At 69.7% G+C, this 20,872-nt stretch carries 22 protein-coding genes, 1 tRNA gene and 1 pseudogene; 15 read left to right on the top strand and 9 right to left on the bottom strand.

Features of this window, described 5'->3' with window-relative positions:
* Positions 1–8: 8 nt before the first annotated feature.
* From ACFE65_RS10040 to radA, 3 genes are all read right to left on the bottom strand, one after another.
* Positions 9–455: an iron-sulfur cluster assembly scaffold protein gene (locus tag ACFE65_RS10040; protein ID WP_375382224.1), complete on the bottom strand. Its 447-nt coding sequence runs from the start codon at positions 453–455 to the stop codon at positions 9–11.
* Entirely contained in the window at positions 445–1,017 is a 573-nt protein-coding gene (locus tag ACFE65_RS10035) for a CvpA family protein (protein ID WP_375382223.1), read from the bottom strand. Before ACFE65_RS10035 ends, ACFE65_RS10040 begins: the two co-directional genes overlap by 11 nt.
* A 61-nt stretch (positions 1,018–1,078) precedes the next feature.
* Positions 1,079–2,452, bottom strand: coding sequence for a DNA repair protein RadA (gene radA, locus ACFE65_RS10030; protein WP_375382222.1), 1,374 nt, complete (start codon positions 2,450–2,452; stop codon positions 1,079–1,081).
* Between the two features lie 105 nt (positions 2,453–2,557).
* Here radA and ACFE65_RS10025 point away from each other — a divergent pair, with 105 nt between their 5' ends.
* Complete coding sequence (locus ACFE65_RS10025; protein WP_375382221.1) at positions 2,558–3,736, top strand: glycosyltransferase family 4 protein; 1,179 nt, start codon at positions 2,558–2,560, stop codon at positions 3,734–3,736.
* Here the strand turns inward: ACFE65_RS10025 and ACFE65_RS10020 are convergent.
* Together ACFE65_RS10020 and ACFE65_RS10015 are read right to left on the bottom strand one after the other, a co-directional pair.
* Entirely contained in the window at positions 3,687–4,004 is a 318-nt protein-coding gene (locus ACFE65_RS10020; RefSeq protein WP_375382294.1) for a DUF2218 domain-containing protein, read from the bottom strand. The two genes, ACFE65_RS10025 and ACFE65_RS10020, sit on opposite strands and share 50 nt — an antisense overlap.
* Before the next feature lie 11 nt (positions 4,005–4,015).
* Positions 4,016–4,444 (bottom strand): PadR family transcriptional regulator, encoded by a 429-nt coding sequence (locus ACFE65_RS10015; RefSeq protein ID WP_375382293.1) that lies wholly within the window; start codon positions 4,442–4,444, stop codon positions 4,016–4,018.
* 453 nt (positions 4,445–4,897) lie between these two features.
* On the opposite strand from ACFE65_RS10015, the gene ACFE65_RS10010 reads away from it, so the two are divergent.
* The 12 genes from ACFE65_RS10010 (at position 4,898) to ACFE65_RS09955 (ending at position 14,999) form a co-directional block, all read left to right on the top strand.
* Positions 4,898–6,247: a replication-associated recombination protein A gene (locus tag ACFE65_RS10010; RefSeq protein WP_375382220.1), complete on the top strand. Its 1,350-nt coding sequence runs from the start codon at positions 4,898–4,900 to the stop codon at positions 6,245–6,247.
* Complete coding sequence (locus ACFE65_RS10005) at positions 6,244–7,110, top strand: hypothetical protein (RefSeq protein ID WP_375382219.1); 867 nt, start codon at positions 6,244–6,246, stop codon at positions 7,108–7,110. Before ACFE65_RS10010 ends, ACFE65_RS10005 begins: the two co-directional genes overlap by 4 nt.
* A 17-nt stretch (positions 7,111–7,127) precedes the next feature.
* Positions 7,128–7,203, top strand: a tRNA-Thr gene (locus tag ACFE65_RS10000).
* 369 nt (positions 7,204–7,572) lie between these two features.
* On the top strand, positions 7,573–8,268 hold the full coding sequence (locus ACFE65_RS09995) for an endonuclease/exonuclease/phosphatase family protein (protein ID WP_375382218.1): 696 nt from the start codon (positions 7,573–7,575) through the stop codon (positions 8,266–8,268).
* 96 nt (positions 8,269–8,364) lie between these two features.
* Positions 8,365–8,757 carry a lipopolysaccharide assembly protein LapA domain-containing protein gene (locus ACFE65_RS09990; RefSeq protein ID WP_375382217.1) on the top strand — a complete coding sequence of 131 codons (393 nt, stop codon included), beginning with the start codon at positions 8,365–8,367 and terminating at the stop codon, positions 8,755–8,757.
* On the top strand, positions 8,754–9,428 hold the full coding sequence (pyrF, locus tag ACFE65_RS09985) for an orotidine-5'-phosphate decarboxylase (protein WP_375382216.1): 675 nt from the start codon (positions 8,754–8,756) through the stop codon (positions 9,426–9,428). Before ACFE65_RS09990 ends, pyrF begins: the two co-directional genes overlap by 4 nt.
* Positions 9,429–9,439: 11 nt before the next feature.
* The gene (locus ACFE65_RS09980; RefSeq protein WP_375382215.1) at positions 9,440–9,898 is read left to right on the top strand and encodes a hypothetical protein; all 459 of its coding nucleotides are present in this window, start codon (positions 9,440–9,442) and stop codon (positions 9,896–9,898) included.
* Positions 9,899–9,924: 26 nt separating this feature from the next.
* Positions 9,925–10,569, top strand: a complete 645-nt coding sequence (locus ACFE65_RS09975; RefSeq protein WP_375382214.1) for a phosphoribosylanthranilate isomerase — start codon at positions 9,925–9,927, stop codon at positions 10,567–10,569.
* Between the two features lie 73 nt (positions 10,570–10,642).
* Positions 10,643–11,875 (top strand): tryptophan synthase subunit beta, encoded by a 1,233-nt coding sequence (gene trpB, locus ACFE65_RS09970; protein WP_375382213.1) that lies wholly within the window; start codon positions 10,643–10,645, stop codon positions 11,873–11,875.
* A gap of 121 nt (positions 11,876–11,996) precedes the next feature.
* The gene (gene trpA, locus ACFE65_RS09965; RefSeq protein WP_375382212.1) at positions 11,997–12,809 is read left to right on the top strand and encodes a tryptophan synthase subunit alpha; all 813 of its coding nucleotides are present in this window, start codon (positions 11,997–11,999) and stop codon (positions 12,807–12,809) included.
* On the top strand, positions 12,806–13,660 hold the full coding sequence (accD, locus tag ACFE65_RS09960; protein WP_375382211.1) for an acetyl-CoA carboxylase, carboxyltransferase subunit beta: 855 nt from the start codon (positions 12,806–12,808) through the stop codon (positions 13,658–13,660). Before trpA ends, accD begins: the two co-directional genes overlap by 4 nt.
* A gap of 16 nt (positions 13,661–13,676) precedes the next feature.
* Entirely contained in the window at positions 13,677–14,999 is a 1,323-nt protein-coding gene (locus ACFE65_RS09955; RefSeq protein WP_375382210.1) for a bifunctional folylpolyglutamate synthase/dihydrofolate synthase, read from the top strand.
* A gap of 60 nt (positions 15,000–15,059) precedes the next feature.
* Here ACFE65_RS09955 and ACFE65_RS09950 read toward each other — a convergent pair whose 3' ends face one another.
* Both ACFE65_RS09950 and ACFE65_RS09945 read right to left on the bottom strand, forming a co-directional pair.
* A complete protein-coding gene (locus ACFE65_RS09950) occupies positions 15,060–16,733 on the bottom strand; it encodes an MFS transporter (RefSeq protein WP_375382209.1) in 1,674 nt (557 codons plus the stop codon).
* A 77-nt stretch (positions 16,734–16,810) separates the two neighbouring features.
* Positions 16,811–17,257, bottom strand: a complete 447-nt coding sequence (locus ACFE65_RS09945) for a response regulator (protein WP_375382208.1) — start codon at positions 17,255–17,257, stop codon at positions 16,811–16,813.
* Positions 17,258–17,362: 105 nt separating this feature from the next.
* On the opposite strand from ACFE65_RS09945, the gene ACFE65_RS09940 reads away from it, so the two are divergent.
* Both ACFE65_RS09940 and rsmD read left to right on the top strand, forming a co-directional pair.
* A complete protein-coding gene (locus ACFE65_RS09940; RefSeq protein ID WP_375382207.1) occupies positions 17,363–18,730 on the top strand; it encodes a pseudouridine synthase in 1,368 nt (455 codons plus the stop codon).
* A gap of 3 nt (positions 18,731–18,733) precedes the next feature.
* The gene (gene rsmD, locus ACFE65_RS09935; RefSeq protein WP_375382206.1) at positions 18,734–19,273 is read left to right on the top strand and encodes a 16S rRNA (guanine(966)-N(2))-methyltransferase RsmD; all 540 of its coding nucleotides are present in this window, start codon (positions 18,734–18,736) and stop codon (positions 19,271–19,273) included.
* On the opposite strand, the pseudogene ACFE65_RS09930 reads toward rsmD, so the two are convergent.
* Together ACFE65_RS09930 and ACFE65_RS09925 are read right to left on the bottom strand one after the other, a co-directional pair.
* Positions 19,270–20,615, bottom strand: a pseudogene (locus ACFE65_RS09930) (PQQ-dependent sugar dehydrogenase). The gene rsmD and the pseudogene ACFE65_RS09930 sit on opposite strands and share 4 nt — an antisense overlap.
* On the bottom strand, positions 20,615–20,794 hold the full coding sequence (locus ACFE65_RS09925) for a DUF2231 domain-containing protein (RefSeq protein ID WP_375382205.1): 180 nt from the start codon (positions 20,792–20,794) through the stop codon (positions 20,615–20,617). Before ACFE65_RS09925 ends, ACFE65_RS09930 begins: the two are co-directional and overlap by 1 nt.
* Between the last annotated feature and the right edge of the window lie 78 nt (positions 20,795–20,872).

Here is a 20,872-nt window from a genome sequence, read left to right as displayed (position 1 = left end):
ACGCTCCGTCACGCCGGGTCCGTCCGGGCCAGCGCGGCCTTCTCCGCCGCCTCCGCCGCCGCCTCGAACGCCAGCCTGATCGAGGCATGGCGCGCGGTATAGCCGAGCGCCGGCGACAGCGCGGCGAGGCCCGGCCAGTCGGGCGGCGAGCCCTCGCCCGCGGCGAGCCACGCCGTCATCGCATCACGCGCGATCGCGAGGTCTGCGGGCGTACGGCCCAGCACCTCGGCCGCAAGCAATGCGGACGACGCCTGGCCGAGCGCGCAGGCGCGGACGAGCAGGCCCATCTCGTTTACCCGTCCGTCCGCGTCGAGGTTGACGTCGACGGTCACCCGGCTGCCGCAGATCGGCGACCGGCGCTCGGCGGTGCCCATAGGGTCGACCAGCCGCTCGTGGCGCGGGATCGATGCGGCGAGCCGCAGGATCTCGTTGTTGTACACAGTGTCAGCGCTCATGATGGTCCCTCGCCGAACCGGTAGCGGTCGCGTTGTCGCCCGACCGGTCGAACATCGGCCGACCGTGGCGGCGGCGGTCGATCATGTCGGCCATGCTGGCGCTCGTCGCGCTGAGCAGCGGATAGGTCCGCGATCGGACCATCCAGTCGGGCCGGCCGGTCGGCCCGCCGTCGCGGATGTCGACCAGCATCAGCAGCGGCAGGAAGGCGAGGCTCGCGAGGATGAGCCCCTTGAGCGCACCGAAACCGAAGCCGAGCGCACGGTCGACGGGTCCGAGCACCGAGTTGCGCGTCCGCCGCCCGAGCGCGGTCGCGACCAGCCGCCCGCCAAAATAGGTGACGCCGACGATCAGCGCGAACGCCAGCACCGCCGCGCCCGACGCGGTGCCCACCGACCGGACCAGTGCGGCGGTGAGCGGGGCGTGGAAGAACGTCATCGCGAACACCACCGCGACCCAGGCGAACAGCGACAGCACCTCCGTCACGAACCCACGCGCCGCGCCCAGCACGGCCGCGCCGGCGACACCGACGAGCACCAGTATATCGAGCGCGGTCAGACCCATCACGCCCGCTTAGGCCGGAGGCGCCCGGCCTGTCGAGCCGGCGCCTGACTCCCGCCGCCCCTCAGCCCCGCCCGAGCAGGTGATCGACGAGCCGCTGCAACGTCGCAAAGCCATTGAGCCGGAGCCCGCTTCTGTCGCCGGTCATCGAGGCGGGCACCAGCGCGCGCTCGAAGCCGAGCTTGGCCGCCTCCTTCAGCCGCAGCGGCCCGTGCGCGACCGGGCGCACCTCGCCCGACAGCGCCACCTCGCCGAACGCGACCGCGTCGGCGGGCACCGGCCGCTCGCTCATCGCCGACACCAGCGCCGCGGCGACCGCCATGTCGGCGGCGGGATCCTGCACGCGATACCCACCGGCGATGTTGAGATAGACTTCCGCCGACGAGAAGGAGAGCCCGCAGCGTGCCTCCAGTACCGCCAGGATCATCGCCAGCCGCCCGGCATCCCAGCCGACCACCGCGCGCCTGGGCGTCGCGCCGGAAGCCAGTCGGACGGTCAGCGCCTGCACCTCGACCAGCACCGGGCGCGTGCCCTCCAGCGCCGGGAACACCGTCGTGCCCGTCACCCCCTCGCTGCGCTGGGTCAGGAACAGCGCGGAAGGGTTGGACACCTCCGTCAACCCCTCCTCCACCATCGCGAAGACGCCGATCTCGTCCGTGCCGCCGAAGCGGTTCTTGATCGCGCGCAGGATACGGTACTGGTGGCTGCGCTCGCCCTCGAACGACAGGACCGTGTCGACCATGTGCTCCAGCACGCGGGGCCCGGCGATGCTGCCGTCCTTGGTGACGTGGCCGACCAGCACCAGCGCTGTGCCGCGTTCCTTGGCGAAGCGGATCAGCTCCTGCGACGACGCGCGCACCTGGCTGACTGTGCCGGGCGCACCCTCGATCAGGTCCGAGTGCATTGTCTGGATCGAGTCGATCACCAGCAACGCGGGCGGCGGCCCGGCGGACAGCGTCGTCAGGATATCGCGCACCGACGTCGCGCTGGCGAGCCGGACCGGTGCGTCGCCCAGCCCCAGCCGTCGCGCGCGCAACCGAACCTGATCGGCGGCTTCCTCGCCGGACACATAGGCGACATAGCGACCAGCGACAGCCATCCGCGCCGCGGCCTGGAGCAGGAGCGTCGACTTCCCGATCCCGGGATCGCCACCGATCAGCGTCGCCGACGCCTCGACGAACCCGCCGCCGAGCGCGCGATCGAACTCGACGATGCCGGTCGCCATCCGGTCGGGCAGCGCGACCTCGGCATCCAGCGACACCAAGGTCACCGCGCGACCACCGCCCTGCAGGTCGTGCTTCGCCCTGAACGGGGTGATCGTCGCCCCTGCCTCCTCCACCATCGTGTTCCATTCGGAACAGTCGCCGCACTGCCCCGCCCACCGCGAGCTGACCGAGCCGCAGGCCTGACAGACGAAGCGCTTCTGGTTCTTTGCCATCGCCCGCGTTTACCGGAACAGGACGGGAACGACAATCCCGCGCCGGTCGCCCGCGAGCGGCGACGGTGGCGTTACGATCACTGCCCGGCTATCGCCCCAGCCGACATGCAGCCGCCCGACCTTCGCGTCGCCCTCTTCAGCGGCAATTACAACTATATCCGCGATGGTGCGAACCAGGCGCTCAACCTGCTCGTCGGGCATCTGATGGCGCGCGGCGCCACGGTACGCGTCTATTCGCCGACGACCGAGACGCCCGCCTTTCCCCCGACCGGCGACCTGGTTAAGGTCCCCGCCTTCGCCTTCCCGGGCGGTCGGGAGGAATACAAGCTCGGACGCGGCCTGCCATGGACCACGCGGCGCGACCTCAAAGCCTTTGCGCCCAATCTGGTCCACGTGTCCGCGCCCGAGTTCCTGGGCCATCGCGCAATCACCTGGGCGCGCAGGCGGGACATACCGGTCGTCGCGTCGCTCCATACCCGGTTCGAGACGTATTTCCGCTATTACGGCGTCGGCTTCGTCGAGCCGGGCGTCCGGGCGATCCTGAAGCGCTTCTACAACCGCGCGGACCGCGTGCTGACCCCGACGGCGTCGACGGCGGAGGTGATCCGCGGCTGGGGCGTGACGACTCCGACGTCGCAATGGCCGCGCGGGGTGGACCATCGGCGGTTCTCGCCCGAAGCGCGCAGCCTCGACTGGCGCCGATCGCTGGGCATTGGCGACGACGAGGTGGCGATCGGCTTCCTCGGCCGGCTGGTGCTCGAAAAGGGACTGGACGTTTTCGCCGACGTCGTGACCGAGCTTCGCCGGCGCGGGATCGCGCACCGCGTCCTGATCGTCGGCGAAGGACCCGCGCGCGACTGGTTCGCGGGGCGCGTGCCGCAGGCGGCGTTCGCGGGCTTTCAGCGCGGCGACGATCTCGGCCGTGCGGTCGCGTCGATGGACATGCTGTTCAACCCCAGCGTCACCGAGACCTGGGGGCAGGTGACGTCGGAGGCGATGGCGGCGGGCGTCCCCGTCGTCGCCGCGCGCGCGACCGGCGCGATCGATCTGGTGCAGCACGGCGTCACCGGCTTCCTCGCGGAGCCCCGCGACATCCCGGCCTATGCCGATGCGATCGGGCGGATCGTCGCCGACCCGGCGCTCGCGCAGTCGATGAGTGCGGCCGGCCACGCCCGCGCCGCCGGCTGGAGCTGGGAGGGCGCGAGCGAGGCGGTGCTGCGGGCCTATCTCGGCGTCATGCGGGCGCGTCCCCTCGCGGCTCGGGCACCCGCCAGTCGAAGCTGAGCGGCGCCTCGCGGAACGCGAACCGGTCAAGGTGGCTCGAGACGACCTCACGCATCCGACCCATGTCCTCGCCTTCCGGCACCCGCAGCAGCACGTCGAGCGTGTCGCCTTCGGCGCGCATCTCCAGCCGGGCGCCGTTGGGGAAATCGATCGTCCCCTCCTCGGCATCGGATGCCACCGTCATCCTGTGGCTCCAATGCTTGGCGAGCTGTTGCAGATAGCGGCTGGCCGATCGGGTCGGCACCCGTGCGACGGAGACGGAAGGCATGGCGGGCGCGCTCACCGCAACCGCTCGATCTTTTGGGCGAGCTCATCGATCAGCGCCGCAATGTCGTGCGGCGTGTCATCAGTGAAGCCGCCGCGCGCCTGCCGGTTTCGGATCGCGACACCAAGGTTGCGCACCGCGCGCCAGACGGGAGAAGCGCCATGCTGTTCGCGCGCTTCACCCATCTCGACGAGCCGAGCGATCAGCGCGTCGACCTGCGGCCGGTTTTCTTCCAGATGCCGCCGCCCCTCGTCGGTCGCCGCAAAACGCTTCTTGCTGTCGTCGGACGCTTGCGCGGCTATCAGCCCCATCTCATCGAGCAGCGTCAGCGTCGGGTAGACGACCCCGGGACTGGGCGCATAAGCCCCGCCCGTCAGTTTCTCGATCTGGCGGATCAGGTCATAGCCGTGAGCCGGCTCGTCGGCGATCAGCTTGAGCAGCACCAGCCGCAACTCGCCACCGTCGAAGACCCGCCCGCGGCCGCCGCGGCCGCCCCGCTCACGCTCGCCTCCGCCCATATCCCAATCGAAGCCGCCCCGGCCGCCCCAGGGTCCTGCACCCCAACTCGAACCACCGCGCGATCCGCAATTCCGGCCATGCCGGTGCCCATGCATCCCGTGCCACATCATTGATCTCCTTCTTCCATGATGCAGCGAAGATATATCGTGATGATTTTACGTCAAGGCTGATTGAGATATATCTTGCTAATATTTCTTATGTCAGCCCCCGGACTTGTTCCAAGCTCCGGCTTTCGGCACGAGATCGTCTTCCTCCGGCGAGCGACACGCGAGCCGCGAGTTGAACCTCGGAACAAGTCCGGGGTGACGAAGGGTGAGCATTGCGCCCTCTGCCCGGATAGGGTGACGCAACGGTTCGGAACATCCTATCTTCATTACATGGCCGACCTCTTCGCCGCCTTCGACCCGCCCCCCGCGCCCGAGCCGACCACGCCAGCGGACGCGCCGCTCGCCGATCGGCTTCGCCCTCGCACGCTCGCCGAGGTGGTGGGGCAGGAGCATCTGACCGGCGTGGACGGCGCGATCGGGCGGATGGTGGCGGCCGGAAGGCTGTCGTCGATGATCCTGTGGGGGCCGCCCGGCACCGGCAAGACGACGATCGCGCGACTGCTCGCTGCCTCCGTGCACCTACGCTTCGCCGCGATCTCGGCCGTGTTCTCGGGCGTCGCGGACCTCAAACGCGTGTTTGCCGAGGCGCGCGACCATGCCCGCCTCAAGGAAAATGGGGCCGGCAAGCGCACCTTGCTGTTCGTGGACGAGATCCACCGCTTCAACCGCGCGCAGCAGGACGGCTTCCTGCCGTTCGTCGAGGACGGGACCGTCACGCTGGTCGGCGCCACGACCGAGAACCCCAGCTTCGAGATCAACGCCGCGCTGCTCAGCCGCGCGCAGGTGCTGGTGCTCCACCGCCTCGACCGCGCGGCGCTCGACCAGTTGATCGCGCGCGCGGAGGCGGCGATGGAGCGGCCGCTGCCGCTCACGCCCGAGGCGCGAGACGCGTTGCTCGCCAGTGCGGACGGCGACGGGCGCTTCCTGCTCAACCAGGCGGAGACGCTGTTCGCCGTCGACCTGCCCGCCCCGCTCGACCCCGCCGGCCTGTCGGGCTTTCTCCAGCGCCGCGTTGCGGTCTACGACAAGGACCGCGACGGGCACTACAATCTGATCTCCGCGCTGCACAAGGCGATCCGGGGATCGGACCCGCAGGCGGCGCTCTACTATCTCGCGCGGATGCTGACGGCGGGCGAGGAGCCGCTGTTCCTGTTGCGCCGCCTCGTCCGCGCCGCGTCGGAGGACATCGGCCTCGCCGACCCCCAGGCGCTGGTCCAGTGCCTCGCCGCCAAGGACGCGTACGATTTCCTCGGCAGCCCGGAAGGCGAGCTGGCGATCGCGCAGGCGTGTCTGTATCTCGCGACCGCGCCTAAATCGAACGCCGCCTACAAGGCGCAAAAGGCCGCCTGGATCAGCGCGCGCGAGACGGGCTCTCTCCAGCCGCCCGATGCGATACTGAACGCGCCGAGCGGGTTGATGCGCGACCTCGGCTACGGCCGCGGCTATGCTTATGACCACGACGCGCCCGACGCCTTCTCGGGCGCGGACTACTGGCCGAAGGGCTTGGCGCCGCAGCGTTTCTACCAGCCTACGGAGCGCGGGTTCGAGGCGCGGCTCTCGGAGCGGCTGGCGACGTGGGAGCGGCGGCGCGAGGAACTAGCGCAATCGTCTAAGACGTGAGCACGCGGTTCGATCGGTTCATCGCGATCGACTGGTCCGGCGCGCGCGGCCGATGGCAGCCCGGCATCGCCGTTGCCGAGTGCGGCGCGGGTGACGACTCGCCGACGCTGGTGGCGCCACCCGGCCGAGCCTGGTCGCGCGACGAGGTGTTCGACTGGCTGACCGCGCTGGCCGCATCGGGAAGCGCCGCCTTGATCGGGCTCGACCTGTCGCCGTCCCTGCCCTTCGAAGACGCCGGGGCGTTCTTCCCGGCTTGGGCTCGCTCACCGCGTGACGCCAAGGCGCTATGGGCGGTCGTCGACGAGCTGGCGGCGGGCGAGCCGCATTTCGGCGTGAGCGCCGTCGTCGATCATGACGAGCTGCGGCATCATTTCCGCCACCTCGGCCGCCTGTCCTTTACGGGACGTGGGCGGTTGCGGCGGTGCGAGGAGCGCCAGCGCGAGCGGCCGGGATTGTCGCCGTCCAGCTGCTTCAACCTCGTCGGCCCGGCGCAGGTCGGCAAGTCGAGCCTGACGGGCATGCGGGTGCTCCACGCACTCGCCGGACGCATCGCGGTCTGGCCGTTCGACCCGGTACCGACGAGCCGCGCCGTGATCGTGGAGATCTACACGACGATCGCGGCACTCGGCTCGGGCCGGCCACCCGGCCGCGCCAAGATGCGCGACGCGGCGAGCCTCGACGCCGCGCTCCGGGCGCTCGGCTGCGCAGCCTCCGGGCATGTCGGTCCGATAACGGATCACGCCACCGATGCGATCCTGTCGGCGGCGTGGCTGCGGGCGCAGGCTGGCAACGCCGCGCTATGGTCGCCTGAGGGCCTGGACGACGTCGCGACGACCGAGGGCTGGACCTTCGGCGTTCCCTGACGCATGGCTCACGGCAGGCCGGTTTAGCTCAGCTGGTAGAGCAGCGGTTTTGTAAACCGAAGGTCGCGGGTTCGATTCCTGCAACCGGCACCACTCCTCCGCCGCCCCGTCCGCCGATCAGGGCTCCCGCTTCCTGAACGTCCGCCGCTTGGCACGGGGCCGGCGCATGATCTGATCCCAGAACCTCTGGTACTGGATGTTACGGGCCCGGCGTGTCCGATGCCGCACCGTTCGCCGATGTCCGACGAAGCGATGACGCGCATACGCGAACAGCATGATGGTAGGGACAGCAAAGACGTACCAACCAAACATGGTGATGACACCCGCGCCATGAACTCCGTCCCTTAATGCTGCACCGCCGCAAGCGTCGTCAAGCGGCTGTGACGTCGATCTGGACGAGGATGTACGACTTTGGGGCATCGTTACGGCACCATTACGGTGGAAGCGACGTTCTGCGCCCGCATGATCAAGGTCGCCAGCTACAACATCCACAAGGGCATCGGCAGCGATCGACGCCGTAACCCCACTCGCATCCTGGATGTCTTGGCCGAAATCGATGCGGACGTCGTCGCGCTTCAGGAGGCGGATCGACGGTTCGGCGAGCGGGCGCAGGTGATCGATCCGCACCTGCTCGAAGAGCAGGGCCTGTGGAAGGCGGCCCCCGTCGGGCATCGTTCCGCCAGCATGGGCTGGCACGGCAATGCGCTCCTGGTGCGGCGGGCGGCCACCGTCCTGGACTGCGAGGCGATGCACCTGCCCGCGCTCGAGCCGCGCGGCGCGGCGATGGTGGACGTCGATATTGACGGCCAGCCGCTGCGGGTCGTCGGCATGCACCTCGACCTGTCGGGGCTCTGGAGACGCAAGCAGGCGCGCGCGATCATCTCCCATATCGCGACCTGTTCGCATTCCTTGCCGACGGTGCTGATGGGCGACCTCAACGAATGGAGCGTCGCGTCGGGCTGCCTGCGCGATTTCGCGCGCGACTATCGCTTCGCGCCGACCGGGCCGAGCTTCCACGCGCGTCGGCCGATCGCGCGTCTGGACCGCATCATGGCGTCCCCGGCCTGGCGCATCGTCGACGGCGGCGTCCACTCCTCGGCGACCGCGCGGCGGGCGTCGGACCACCTGCCGATCTGGGCGACGCTGGAGCTTGCCTGACCTGTGTAGGGTCTGACGGGCATGGGCGCCGGGCGTCTGGTCAAAGCGTCGCCATCGCGGTAGCATCCTCGCCTGTCGGCAGGAGCGAGCGGGACGATGCAATTCCTGAAGATCCTGTTCTGGTGCCTGCTGGCGTTCCTCGCGGCGGTGTTCACGCTGGGCAACTGGATCTCGGTGCCGATCCGTCTGTGGGGCGGGATGATCGCGGAGACGAACCTGCCGCTGCTGCTGCTGATCGTCTTCCTCGTCGGGTTGCTGCCGACGCTGATCGTCCAGCACGTCCATCGCTGGCGCTTGCGGCAGCGGTTGGCGGCGGTGGAACGCCAGTTGGCGGACCTGCGCGCGCTGCCCGTCGCGCCGGTGGTGGTGGCGCAGCCCCATGCGATCGTCGCGCAGGCTTCGGTCGCGGTCCCACCCCCGCCGGTGATCGCGGTGCCGCCGGTGTCCGCCGACGCCGACAGCGCGACCGGACCCGACGCGTTGCTGTGACGAGCCCGATCTACGTCGCCCTCGACACGCCCGACCTTGCGCGTGCCCACGATGTTGCTGCCCGGGTGCGCGCGCATGTCGGCGGGATCAAGCTGGGGTTGGAGTTCTTCGCCGCGCATGGCCCGGCGGGCGTTCGGGAGATGGCGACGCTGGGACTGCCGATCTTCCTCGACCTGAAGCTGCACGACATTCCCAACACGGTCGCCAAGGCGATCCAGGCGCTCGGGCTCCTCGCGCCGTCGATCCTGACCGTCCACGCCGCCGGCGGCCGGGCGATGCTCGAGGACGCGAAGGCCGCCGCGCCGGTCGCCACCAGGGTCGTGGCCGTGACGATGCTGACGAGCCTCGACGCCGCCGACCTAGTCGACACGGGCGTCGGCGGCAGCGCGCACGATCAGGTGATGCGCCTCGCCGATCTCGCCCGGACGGCCGGGCTCGATGGGATCGTGTGCGCGGGGACGGAGATCGCGGCGGTGCATCGGGCGTGGCCCAAGGGCTTCCTCGTCGTCCCGGGCCTCCGTCCCGCGGACGGCGCGGCGGGGGACCAGAAGCGGGTGGTGACGCCGCGGGCGGCGCGAGACGCGGGCGCGTCGGTGCTGGTGATCGGGCGACCGATCACCGGAGCGGACGATCCCGATCAGGCGGCGCGCGCGATCGGCGCGACGTTGTGAGGCTGCCGGCCATGATCTGGCTGGCGTCCATACTGGCGTTCGTCCCGGCAGCGACGCGGGTCACCACGTCCCATGGGGCGACGATTTGGCCGACCGGCAGCTTTTCCCACATCAAATTATGCTCTCGGGCGGTCCCGGCTCCGATCGAGGGTGAGTGGCAACCTACATGGCGCGATATCGAGCGGGCCGAACGATCGCTGCCGAACACCTTGCGAGCCTGGCGCATCCATCACGATCCCGACTCCCTTGTATCAGCGGCGCAATTTGGTGAGTCGAACTGGCAATCACGCTGGTCACGCAACTATTTCGGCATCGTTCGGGCGAAGCGCCGGCTGCTGTACATCGATTTCGCACCCCGGTCGTATCGTGACGGGTTCGGCGTGTGTGACGGCTTTCCGGTGTTCTTCGGGATCGAATATGATCCGGTCATCAGATCGATCGTTGCGCTGTCGACAAACGGCATAGCCTGATCGCTCACGCGGTCTAAAGGAATCTCATGCCCGCCACCGCCAAGATCTGCGGCCTGTCGACACCCGACACGCTTGACGCCGCCACCGCGGGCAACGCGAGCCACGTAGGCTTCGTGTTCTTCGCGCCCTCGCCCCGCAACGTCGGCGTAGCCGAGGCGGCGTGGCTCGCCGCGCGCGTGCCGGCGACGATCGCCCGCGTGGGCGTGTTCGTCGATCCGGACGACGCGCTGATCGACGAGGCGATGGCCGCGGCCCGGCTCGACGCGGTCCAGCTCCACCGCGTGACGCCTGCCCGCGCCGCGGCGATCCGCACGCGGACGGGCGCGGAGACCTGGGCGGCGGTGGCGGTGCGGACGCGCGCGGACCTCGACGCGGCGGTCGCGTTCCGGGGCGCGGCGGATCGGTTGCTGTACGACGCCAAGACGCCCGACGGCGCGGCGCTGCCGGGCGGCATGGGGTTGCGCTTCGACTGGTCGCTGCTCGACGGCTTCGCGCATGCGATGCCTTGGGCGCTGTCGGGCGGACTCGACGCTGGGAATGTCGCCGAGGCGATCGGGCGGACGGGCGCGCGGCTGGTGGACGTGTCGTCCGGCGTCGAGAGCGCGCCAGGCGTCAAGGACGCGAGCCGGATCACTGCTTTTCTGCGAGCTGTCCGCTCAGATCGCGCGTAGTCGGGAGACGTCTATGCGGCAGGCGGGCAACGCGTGTCTCGACTTCGCTCGACACGAACGGCATTAGGCCGCGATGAACGCGCCCAACAGCTTTCGCACGCAACCCGACGACCGCGGACATTTCGGCCAATTCGGCGGCCGCTATGTCGCAGAGACGCTGATGCCGCTGATCCTCCAGCTCGACGACGCCTATCGCGCGGCGAAGGCGGATCCGGCGTTCCGGGCGGAGTTCGACGATCTGCTGGAGCATTACGTCGGCCGCCCAAGCCCGCTCTACCACGCCGAGCGGCTGTCGGCGGCGCTTCGTGCCTCCGCTCCCGACGGCATGGGCGCGCAGGTCTGGTTCAAGCGCGACGAGCTCAACCATACCGGCGCGCACAAGATCAACAACTGCATCGGCCAGATCCTGCTCGCGATCCGCATGGGCAAGACGCGGATCATCGCCGAGACGGGCGCGGGCCAGCACGGCGTCGCCACCGCCACCGTCTGCGCGCGCTTCGGCCTGCCCTGCGTCATCTACATGGGCGCCAAGGACGTCGAGCGGCAGCATCCCAACGTGTTCCGCATGAAGCTGCTCGGCGCGGAGGTGCGCCCGGTCGAAAGCGGCGCCAAGACGCTGTCCGACGCGATGAACGAGGGGCTGCGCGACTGGGTCGCGAACGTCCACGACACTTTCTACATCATCGGCACCGCGGCTGGCCCGCATCCGTACCCTGAGATGGTGCGCGACTTCCAGAGCGTGATCGGCACCGAGGCGCGCGCGCAGATGCTGGCGCGCACCGGGCGCCTGCCCGACCTGCTGTGCGCGGCGATCGGCGGCGGATCGAATGCGATCGGGCTGTTCCATCCGTTCCTCGACGATGCGGACGTGGCGATGGTCGGCGTCGAGGCGGCCGGTCGTGGCCTGGAGGGTAGCGAGCACGCCGCGAGCCTGGCGGGCGGCTTTCCCGGCGTGCTGCACGGCAACAAGACGTACCTGCTGCAGGATGACGACGGGCAGATCGCGGAGGGGCATTCGATCTCCGCCGGGCTCGACTATCCCGGCATCGGCCCCGAGCACGCCTGGCTGCGCGACATCGGCCGCGTGCGGTACGAGAGCGCGACGGACGTGGAGGCGCTCGACGCGTTCCAATTGCTGTGCCGGACGGAGGGCATCATCCCCGCGTTGGAACCCGCCCACGCCATCGCCGCCGTGACGCGGATCGCGCGCACGATGCGGGAGGATCAGGTCATCCTGGCGAACCTGTGCGGGCGGGGAGACAAGGACATATTTACGGTGGCGGCGGCGCTGGGAGCGGCGATGTGACGGCTCGCATTGTTTGCCGTCACCCCAGCGAACGCTGGGGTCTCTCGCCGATAAAGCGCGTTCTTCGAAACGATGCGATCCCAGCGTTCGCTGGGATGACGGGCGGCGCGGAATCGATCGAATGACTCGCCTTTCCGCCGCCTTCACCACCGGCTCACCCGCTCTCATCGCCTTCGTCACCGCCGGAGACCCCTCCCCCGCCGCCACCCCTGCGATCCTCGACGCACTCGTCGAAGGTGGCGCGGACGTGATCGAGCTCGGCATGCCGTTCACCGATCCGATGGCGGACGGGCCGGCGATCCAGGCGGCGAACATCCGCTCGCTGGCGGCGGGCACCCGCACGGCCGACATCATGGCGATCGCGCGCGGCTTCCGTCAGTGCCACCCGGACGTCCCGCTGGTGCTGATGGGCTATGCCAACCCGATGCTCCGTCGCGGGCCCGAGTGGTTCGCGCAGGCGGCAGCCGACGCCGGAGTCGACGGCGTAATCTGCGTCGATATTCCGCCCGAGGAAGACGACGCGCTCGGCCCGCATCTTCGCGCCGCCGGCATCGACCCGATCCGCCTTGCCACCCCCACTACCGACGCCGCCCGGCTGCCGGCCGTGCTCGATGGCGCGTCCGGATTCCTCTACTACGTCTCGGTCGCGGGTATCACCGGATTGCAGCAAGCCGCCGCCGGATCGATCGACGCGGCCGTCGCACGGCTGAAGGCGGCGACCGACCTGCCGGTCGCGGTCGGCTTCGGCATCCGGACCCCCGACCAGGCCGCGGCCGTGGCGCGCGTGGCGGACGGCGTCGTCGTCGGCTCGGCGGTGGTGGAACTGGTGGCGAAACATGGCGTCGCTGCGCCCGGCCCGGTGCGCGACTACATCGCCTCGCTGAAGGCGGCCGTGGTCGCCGCGCGGCAGCCTAGCCTGGAGACCCTTACGTGAGCTGGCTCAGCAACGTCCGCAACGCGCTCCCCTTCGCGGCGAAGAAGGAAACGGCCGACACGCTGTGGCACAAGTGCAAGTCGTGCGGGCAGATGGTGTTCGTGAAGGAGTGGGAGGAGAACCTCCACGTCTGCCCGAACTGCGACCATCACGGCCGCATCGGGCCCGCGCTCCGCTTCGACTATCTGTTCGACGAGGGCAGCCGCGAGGAGATACCCGCGCCCAAGGTCCCCGAGGACCCGCTCCGCTTCCGCGACACCAAGCGCTATACCGACCGGCTGAAGGCCGCCCGCACCGAAACCGACGAGCCCGACGCACTCGTGACCGCGCGCGGGCGGATCGGCGGCCACCCGGTCGTGATCGGCGTGCAGGATTTCGCTTTCATGGGCGGATCGATGGGCCAGGCGGTCGGCGAGGCGTTCGTGCGCGGCGTCGAGAACGCGATCCGCGAGCAATGCCCGTACATCATCTTCACAGCGTCCGGCGGCGCCAGGATGCAGGAGGGCATCCTGTCGCTGATGCAGATGCCGCGCAGCACGGTGGCGATCCAGATGCTGCACGACGCGAGGCTGCCCTATATCGTCGTGCTGACCGACCCCACGTCGGGCGGCGTCATGGCCGCCTATGCGATGCTGGGCGACGTGCAGATCGCCGAGCCCAAAGCGACGCTCGCCTTTACCGGCCGGCGCGTGATCGAGAGCACGATCCGCGAGAAGCTGCCCGACGATTTCCAGACCAGCGAATATTATCTCGAGCACGGCCTGATCGACATGGTCGTCCATCGCCGCGATCTGCGCGATCGGCTCGCGACGGTAATCGGCTATCTGTCGCGCGACGGGAAGGCGGCGTGATCGCGCGGCGGGCCTGATGGCGGATTTCGCGCGGTCGGATGATCCCGGCGTCCAGGCGCAGCTCGATCGTCTCGGGCGCCTCTCCCCCGGCGTCGACATCCTGGGACTGGACCGGATCACGCTGCTGCTGGCGCGGCTGGGCGACCCGCATCGGGCGATGCCGCCGGTGTTCCACGTCGCCGGTACCAACGGCAAGGGATCGACCTGCGCCTTCCTGCGCACCGCGCTGGAGGCGGCGGGGCATCGCGTCCATGTCTATACGTCGCCGCACCTCGTCCGCTTCAACGAGCGCATCCGCCTCGCCGGGCGGCTGATCGGGGACGAGGCGCTCACCGCTCTGCTGGCGGAAGTTCTCGATCATGCGGGCGGCCTCGGCGCGAGCTTCTTCGAGGTCACCACCGCCGCCGCCTTCCTCGCCTTCGCGCGCACGCCGGCGGATGCCTGCGTGGTGGAGGTGGGGCTTGGCGGACGGCTGGATGCGACCAACGTCGTCGCGCCGGTTGTCTGCGGCATCGCGCAGCTCGGCATCGATCACCAGGCGTTCCTCGGCGACACGGCGGAGGCGATCGCGGGCGAGAAGGCGGGCATCGCCAAGCCGGGCGTGCCGCTGGTCACGATGCGCTACACCCCGTTTGTGGCCGACCGCGTCGCGGCCGTGGCGTCGGAGGCTGGCGCGCCGGTGCTGGCGCTGGACACCGCGTGGCGGTTCCGGGTCGACGTCGCGCTGCATGTCGAGGATGCCGCCGGTCTGGTGACCCTACCTTTACCGTCACTCGCCGGGCCGCATCAGCCGGGCAATCTGGCGCTCGCCGCCGCAATGTTGCGCGCGCAGGACAGGATCGACGTGCCCGATGCAGCGCTCGCGTCGGCGGCAACCGACACGCGCTGGCCGGCGCGGATGCAGCGGCTCGGCACAGGTCCGCTGGTCGACCGGTTGCCCAGCGGCTGCGAACTGTGGCTCGATGGCGGCCACAATGCCGCAGCGGCGGACGCGGTGGCCGCATCAATCGGATCGCTGCCCGACGGTCGCCCGATCCACCTCGTGCTCGGCATGCTCGCCAACAAGGACGCGCACGCGCTCCTGACCCCGCTCGCGGCGCTCGCCGCCAGCCTGACCGCCGTGCCAATCGACGGGCACGAGCATCATGCGCCGGCCGAACTCGCGACGCTTGCCCGCTCGCTCGGCATTCCGGTCACCGGCGTGGCGACGGATGTGCCGGCGGCCTTCGATATCCTCGCGAGCGGCCCCGTCACCGCGGTTCGGTCCCGGGTGCTGGTGCTCGGCTCGCTTTACCTTGCCGGCGAAGTGCTCCGGCTCAACGATGAGTATCCGGACTGATCGTCATCGGAATCGTTGGCGATCGAAGCGCCCGAGTGACCTTCCAGCGCCTCCGACCTGCTAAGCGAGTTCGGCCGTATGGCCAGGCTCCTCGGCGGGGCCGGCTCGCGACGCCCGCCACCATTCGACCAGCACCAGCACGATCGCTGGCAGCCCCGCCACCGCGACCCAGCGGAAGACGGTCGCATACCCATGCGCGTCGATCGCCTCGCCCGCCACGCTCTTGCCCAGCGAGCCGATGAGGAAGGTGAGCGACGACAGCAGCGCATATTGCACGGCGGCGAACCGCTTGGAGACGATACCGGATACGAAGGCCGTGAACGCCGCACCGGCGAGTCCGGTCGAGATGTTTTCGTAACAGATCGTCATCAGCAGTCGCGTCATCCGCGCGTCCTGACCGAACGCGCCCGCGAGCAGGTTTAGGCGAAGGAGGTGCGCGGCCGCGTCTATGTGCGCGCCACCCTCCGCCAGATCGGCGTAGAGGAAATTGCCCATGATCGGCAGCGTCGCGCCGAGCAGCAGCGTCGGGAACCGACCGAGCCGCAGGAACAGATAGCCGCCCACCGCCACGCCCAGGATCGACATGACGATCCCGAAGATCTTGGACGCGAACGCGACCTCGTCCTTCGAATAATGGAGATAGTCGAGGTAGAAGGGGTAAGCGAACGACGCCCACACATTGTAGCACAACGCGTAGGTGAGGATCAGCCCGATCACCACCACCACGCCCCAGCCGAGCCGGCCGGAGAGTTCCGCGAGCGGTGAGACGAGGGCGCCGTACAGATGGTCGGCAGCCAGGGACGGGCCGGTCCGCGGCAGTCGCTCCGCCATCTTGCCGCGACCACGGAGCCGATTGGTCGCCGCCGCGACCGCGAGCGGAACCAGGACGGTCGCAACCACGATCCACGGCCCCTCGTAGCGGAGGAAGTCCGCGGCCGAGGGTGCCTTGGCGCCGGGCGATACCGGCGTCAGCATCGCCGTCATGAACCAGCCGATGGCGACCAGCGCGCCGAGCCAACAGCCGCCGACGACGGCCAGCGCCGTGAGGCGCAAGCCGGGCGCGATCTCGCCCGCAAGGAGGCCTGCCGATCGATCCGCCGCGGGTATACGCCGCTCGGGCGCCGCCAAACCGATCACGAGAAGGACTCCCATGATGCCGGCCATCAGCAGATATACCGCCGGCCAGGACATGCGTGCGGCCAGGAAGAGGGCGAAGGCTCCCCCGATGATGGCAGCAGTGCGGTAGCCGAGCTGATAGAATGCCGACAGCAACTCGACCGGCGTAACCTCGTCCGCGACGTCGATCCGCCAGCCGTCGATCGCCACATCCTGTGTCGCCGACGCGAGCGCGCCGAGCACCGCCAGCAGGGCGAACCGCCCGATCTGAGTTGCTGGATCGGTCGCGGCGAGCGCGGCGAGGCAGGCGATCAGCAACACCTGGCAGGCGACGATCCAGCCCTTGCGTCGTCCGAGCCGGCCGACGAGCGGCAGCGCCACGCGATCGACCAGCGGCGACCACAGGAACTTGAACGCATAGGCAAGCCCCGCGAACGCAAGCACGCCCACCGTGGCGAGGTTGACCTTCGCCTCCCCGAGCCAGGCGGTCAGCGTGCCGATCAGCAGCGAAAAGGGCAGACCCGACGACAGGCCGAACGCGACCATCAACGCCGATGTCCGGGTCCGCAATGCCGCCGCGAACAGGCCGAAGCCACGCGGCCGAGAAGCAACCACCATCATCCCCGCCCCGCGACCATGGGGCCAGCTTAGCGGATCACCGGTCCCTGCCTAGCCGGAACGTGGGACGGCCTGCTTCATGCGAACAACGAAAATCCGGCAGGCACACGCTTGGGCGTCCGCCCGTCGAGCGTCGCGTCCACCGCCTCGATCGCGGCGAGCAGGTCGCGCTGCGCATAGGGTTTCGCGAGGCAACCGATCGCGACCGACATTGCGTCGGCGGGACGCTGGCCGGTCACAAACATCACTGGCACGTCGACTGCCTGAGCAGCCCGCGCGACCTCCAGGCCGTTGCCGTCGGCAAGGTTCACATCCGCCAGCACCAGATCAATCGACGAGCCGTCGCCGATCAGCCGGACCGCCGCCGCGACCCCGTCGACGGTGCCGATCACCACGTAGCCTGCTTCTTCCAGAAGATGCTCCGCGTCGAACGCGACCAGCGGCTCGTCCTCAACGACGAGTAATCGAGTAATCCGCCGCTTCTTACGCCCGAACCATGCCACCAGACCCGATACCTCGACCAAGACCGCGCGACCGCGGTGTCGTTACGCTTGCGGCGATAACGCGCGCCGGCTGCATCGGGCGCATTTATTTGCGGCCGCTTCGTCGAAAGGAGCTATGGACGCGGCATGTCGCCGCCCCGCACCCCCACCACCTCCGATCCCGTCGTTCGAAGTGATGGCGATCAGCGCATCGCCAAGCTCCTCGCGCGTGCCGGTGTCGCCTCGCGCCGCGAGATCGAGCGGATGATCGCGGAGGGGCGCGTGGCGTTGAACGGCTCGGTCGTGACGACGCCCGCCACCATCCTCGCCTCGCTCGACGGCGTCACCGTCGACGACCAGCCCGTGGAGGCACCAGCCGCCGCACGCCTGTTCCTGTACCACAAGCCAGCGGGGCTGCTGGTAACGGAGCGGGATCCGGGCGGTCGGCCGACCATCTACGACCGGTTGCCGGCCGGACTGCCGCGCGTAGTGCCGGTGGGGCGGCTCGACCTCGGCACCGAGGGGCTGTTGCTGATGACGACCGACGGCGGGCTGAAGCGCCAATTGGAGCTGCCCGCCACCGGCGTCCAGCGCGCCTACCGCGCTCGTGCCTATGGCGAAGTGACGCAGCAGATGCTGGAGGCGCTGATCGAGGGCGTGGAGATCGAGGGCATCCGCTACGGCTCGATCGACGCCAATCTGGAGCGGCGCACGGGCGCGAACGTCTGGATCGAGATGGTGCTGACCGAGGGCAAGAACCGCGAGGTGCGCCGGGTGCTGGACTATCTGGGCCTGCGGGTCAGCCGCCTGATCCGCACGCGCTATGGCCCGTTCGTGCTGGGAGACCTGATGCCCGGTGCCGTCGCCGAGGTGCGCGGCCACGACATCGCCTCGTTCCGCAAGAACCCGACCCGCCTCGATCTGCCGCAACCCGCTCGCCAGCGGGGAGCGGGCGCGGATCCGGTGACGGCTACGTTCACGCCAATGGCCACCGGTCGAACGCCACGGCCGGTACGCGACGATGCGGCACGCGGGCGACCGGTTGCCGGCCGCGCCGCACCTGCCCGCGCGCCGGCCCGGGCCGATCGACCGACGAACGCGGCCGGTCAGCGAAGGCCCGACGAACGGCCGGCCCGAAGCTCCGCCTCCCGACCGCCAAGGGTCGCGACAAGGTCCCCGCGAGAAGAGGTCTCCGCCCCGCAACCGGCGCGCGACGCCCAACCACCAACCATCCGCCGGGCGAACTCCGCCGCCGCAGGACCAGCCGGCGGTCGTGGCGGCGCTCGTTCGGCAAGGTCCCAGCGGGCCGACGCGGCCCCCGCATCCGTCGCCAAGCCGGCCAGGGCTGCGCGCGCCCGGCAGTTCCGCGAGACGCGCGAGCCGGCGGAGCACCCTCGCCCGACGCGCCCTGCTTCACCGGGCCGGCCAGCACCTAGCCGTCCCGTCCCGTCCGGCTCGCGCCCCGCCAAGCCCCCGCGCGGCGCTCCGCCGCGTCCGCCGCGGACGCGCTCCTAGGCTATGCGGATCATCGCCGGGCAGTGGCGCGGACGTAAGATCGTCACGCCCAAGGGTGACGCGACGCGGCCCACGGTGGACCGCGTCCGCGAGGCGCTGTTCTCGATGCTTGTCAGCCGGGTCGGCTCGTTCGAGGGGCTGGCCGTGGCAGACCTGTTCGCCGGGTCGGGCGCGCTGGGGCTGGAGGCGCTATCGCGCGGCGCGGCGTCCTGCCTGTTCGTCGAGCAGGACGGCGCGGCGCTCGACGCGTTGCGGGCCAATCTCAAGACCCTGGGTGCCACCGGGGACGTGCGCGCCCAGTCAGTGATGGCGTTGCCGCCCGCCACGCGGCCCGTCGACCTGATGCTGCTCGATCCGCCCTATGGAACCGGCGCCGGCGCCGTGGCGCTCGATCGTCTCCTGCGGCTCGGCTGGGTCTCCCCGGCGAGCTGGGTCTCGGTCGAGACGGCCCGCGACGAGCCGGTGGTCGTCGCGGGCTTTACCGTCGATGCCGAGCGCCAGCACGGCAAGGCCCGGCTGACGCTATTACGGCCGGATGACTAGCCGCCGCTAGGGCGTCCCGTCGCGCTCGCGGTGCGGGTCGCCGGCGTAACGCGCCACACCGTGTCGCCCAGGTCGTCCGCTACCAGCAACGCGCCTGCCTTGTCGATCGCCACGCCCACCGGGCGGCCCTGCGCCTGACCCTTGGCGTCGATGAAGCCGGTGACGAACGGTTGCGGCTTGCCGACCGGGCGGCCATTCTGAACGGCAAATATACCACCTGATACCCATTGTACTGATTGCGGTCCCAACTGCCATGCTCCCCGAGGAATGCACCGGCGGCATGACCAGGCAATAATTGCGACTGCGAGAAAGCGACGCCCAACACTGCGACATGACTGCTTAGAGCGTAATCGGGCGGGATCGCCTTGGCGACCAGATCCGGCCGCTGCGGACGGATGCGCGGATCGACGTGCTGGCCGTAATAGCTGTACGGCCAGCCATAGAAGGCCCCGTCCTTCACCGACGTGAGGTAATCGGGGACGAGGTCCGGCCCGAGCTCGTCACGCTCGTTGGCGACCGCCCACAATTGCTTCGTCCGAGGCTCGAAACCGAGGCCGGTCGGATTGCGGATGCCGCTCGCGAAGATGCGGTAGCGGCCGGTCTCGCGATCGATCTCCCACACCGCGGCGCGCCCTCGCTCCGCCGCGGCGCCGTTTTCGGTGATGTTGCTGTTCGACCCGACGCCAACGTACAGCAGCTTGCCGTCCGGGCTCGCGACCATGCTCTTGGTCCAATGATGATCGATCGGGCCGCCCGGCAGATCGAGCAGCTTGACGCCGGGGGCAGTGATCTGGGTTTCGCCGCTCTGGTACGGGAACCTCAGCACCGCGTCGGTGTCGGCGACATACAGGTCGTTGCCGACCAACGCGACGCCGAACGGCGAGACCAGGTGATCGATGAACACGGTCCGCACGTCCGGCACACCGTCACCGTTGGTGTCCCGCAATAGCGTGATGCGGTTGCCGCCCTTCGCGCTCGCGCCCGCGTAACCCTGGACCCAGCCCATCACGAGGTCCTTGGGACGCTCGATCGGCTCCAGGCCAGGTCCGGTCGACTCGACCACCAGCTCGTCGCCGTTGGGCAGGATGTAGATCTGGCGCGGATGCTTCAGCCCCGTTGCCAGCGGCTTGATCGTGAAACCCGCCGGCACCGTCGGCGTCGCACCGTTCGACCAGCCGACCGCCTTGGCGACGTGCATCGGCGGAAGAAGATATTGATGCGGAGCGGGCAAGGCCGGGTCCGAGCCAAACTGCGTGCCGCGATCGAAGGAGTCGCTGTTCGAACACCCGGCGAGCGTCACGCCGGCGATCAGCGTGGCGCCGACAACAAGAACGGTGCGCATCAGGCGACTCCCACGCGATGAAGGTAGGTGAGCGTGCGGCCGAGCCACAGCGTCGGGATCAGCACCAGCACGGTGACGAGCGAGATGATGAGCCCCTGCGGCACCACCGACGTCCAGGCGTCGCGGCTATGGACAAGGTTGTTGAACAGGCCAAGGACCAGCACGACGACAAGCCCCACGGCCCGCCAGCGCGCGGCCGGAAGCGTAACTGCTCACGGGGTTGGCGGGAGAGGGTTGCGGTGGGCGCGAGTATCTGA

Source organism: uncultured Sphingomonas sp. (assembly GCF_964237335.1).
GTDB lineage: Bacteria > Pseudomonadota > Alphaproteobacteria > Sphingomonadales > Sphingomonadaceae > Sphingomonas.
This window is presented reverse-complemented; position numbering and strand designations above follow the sequence as displayed.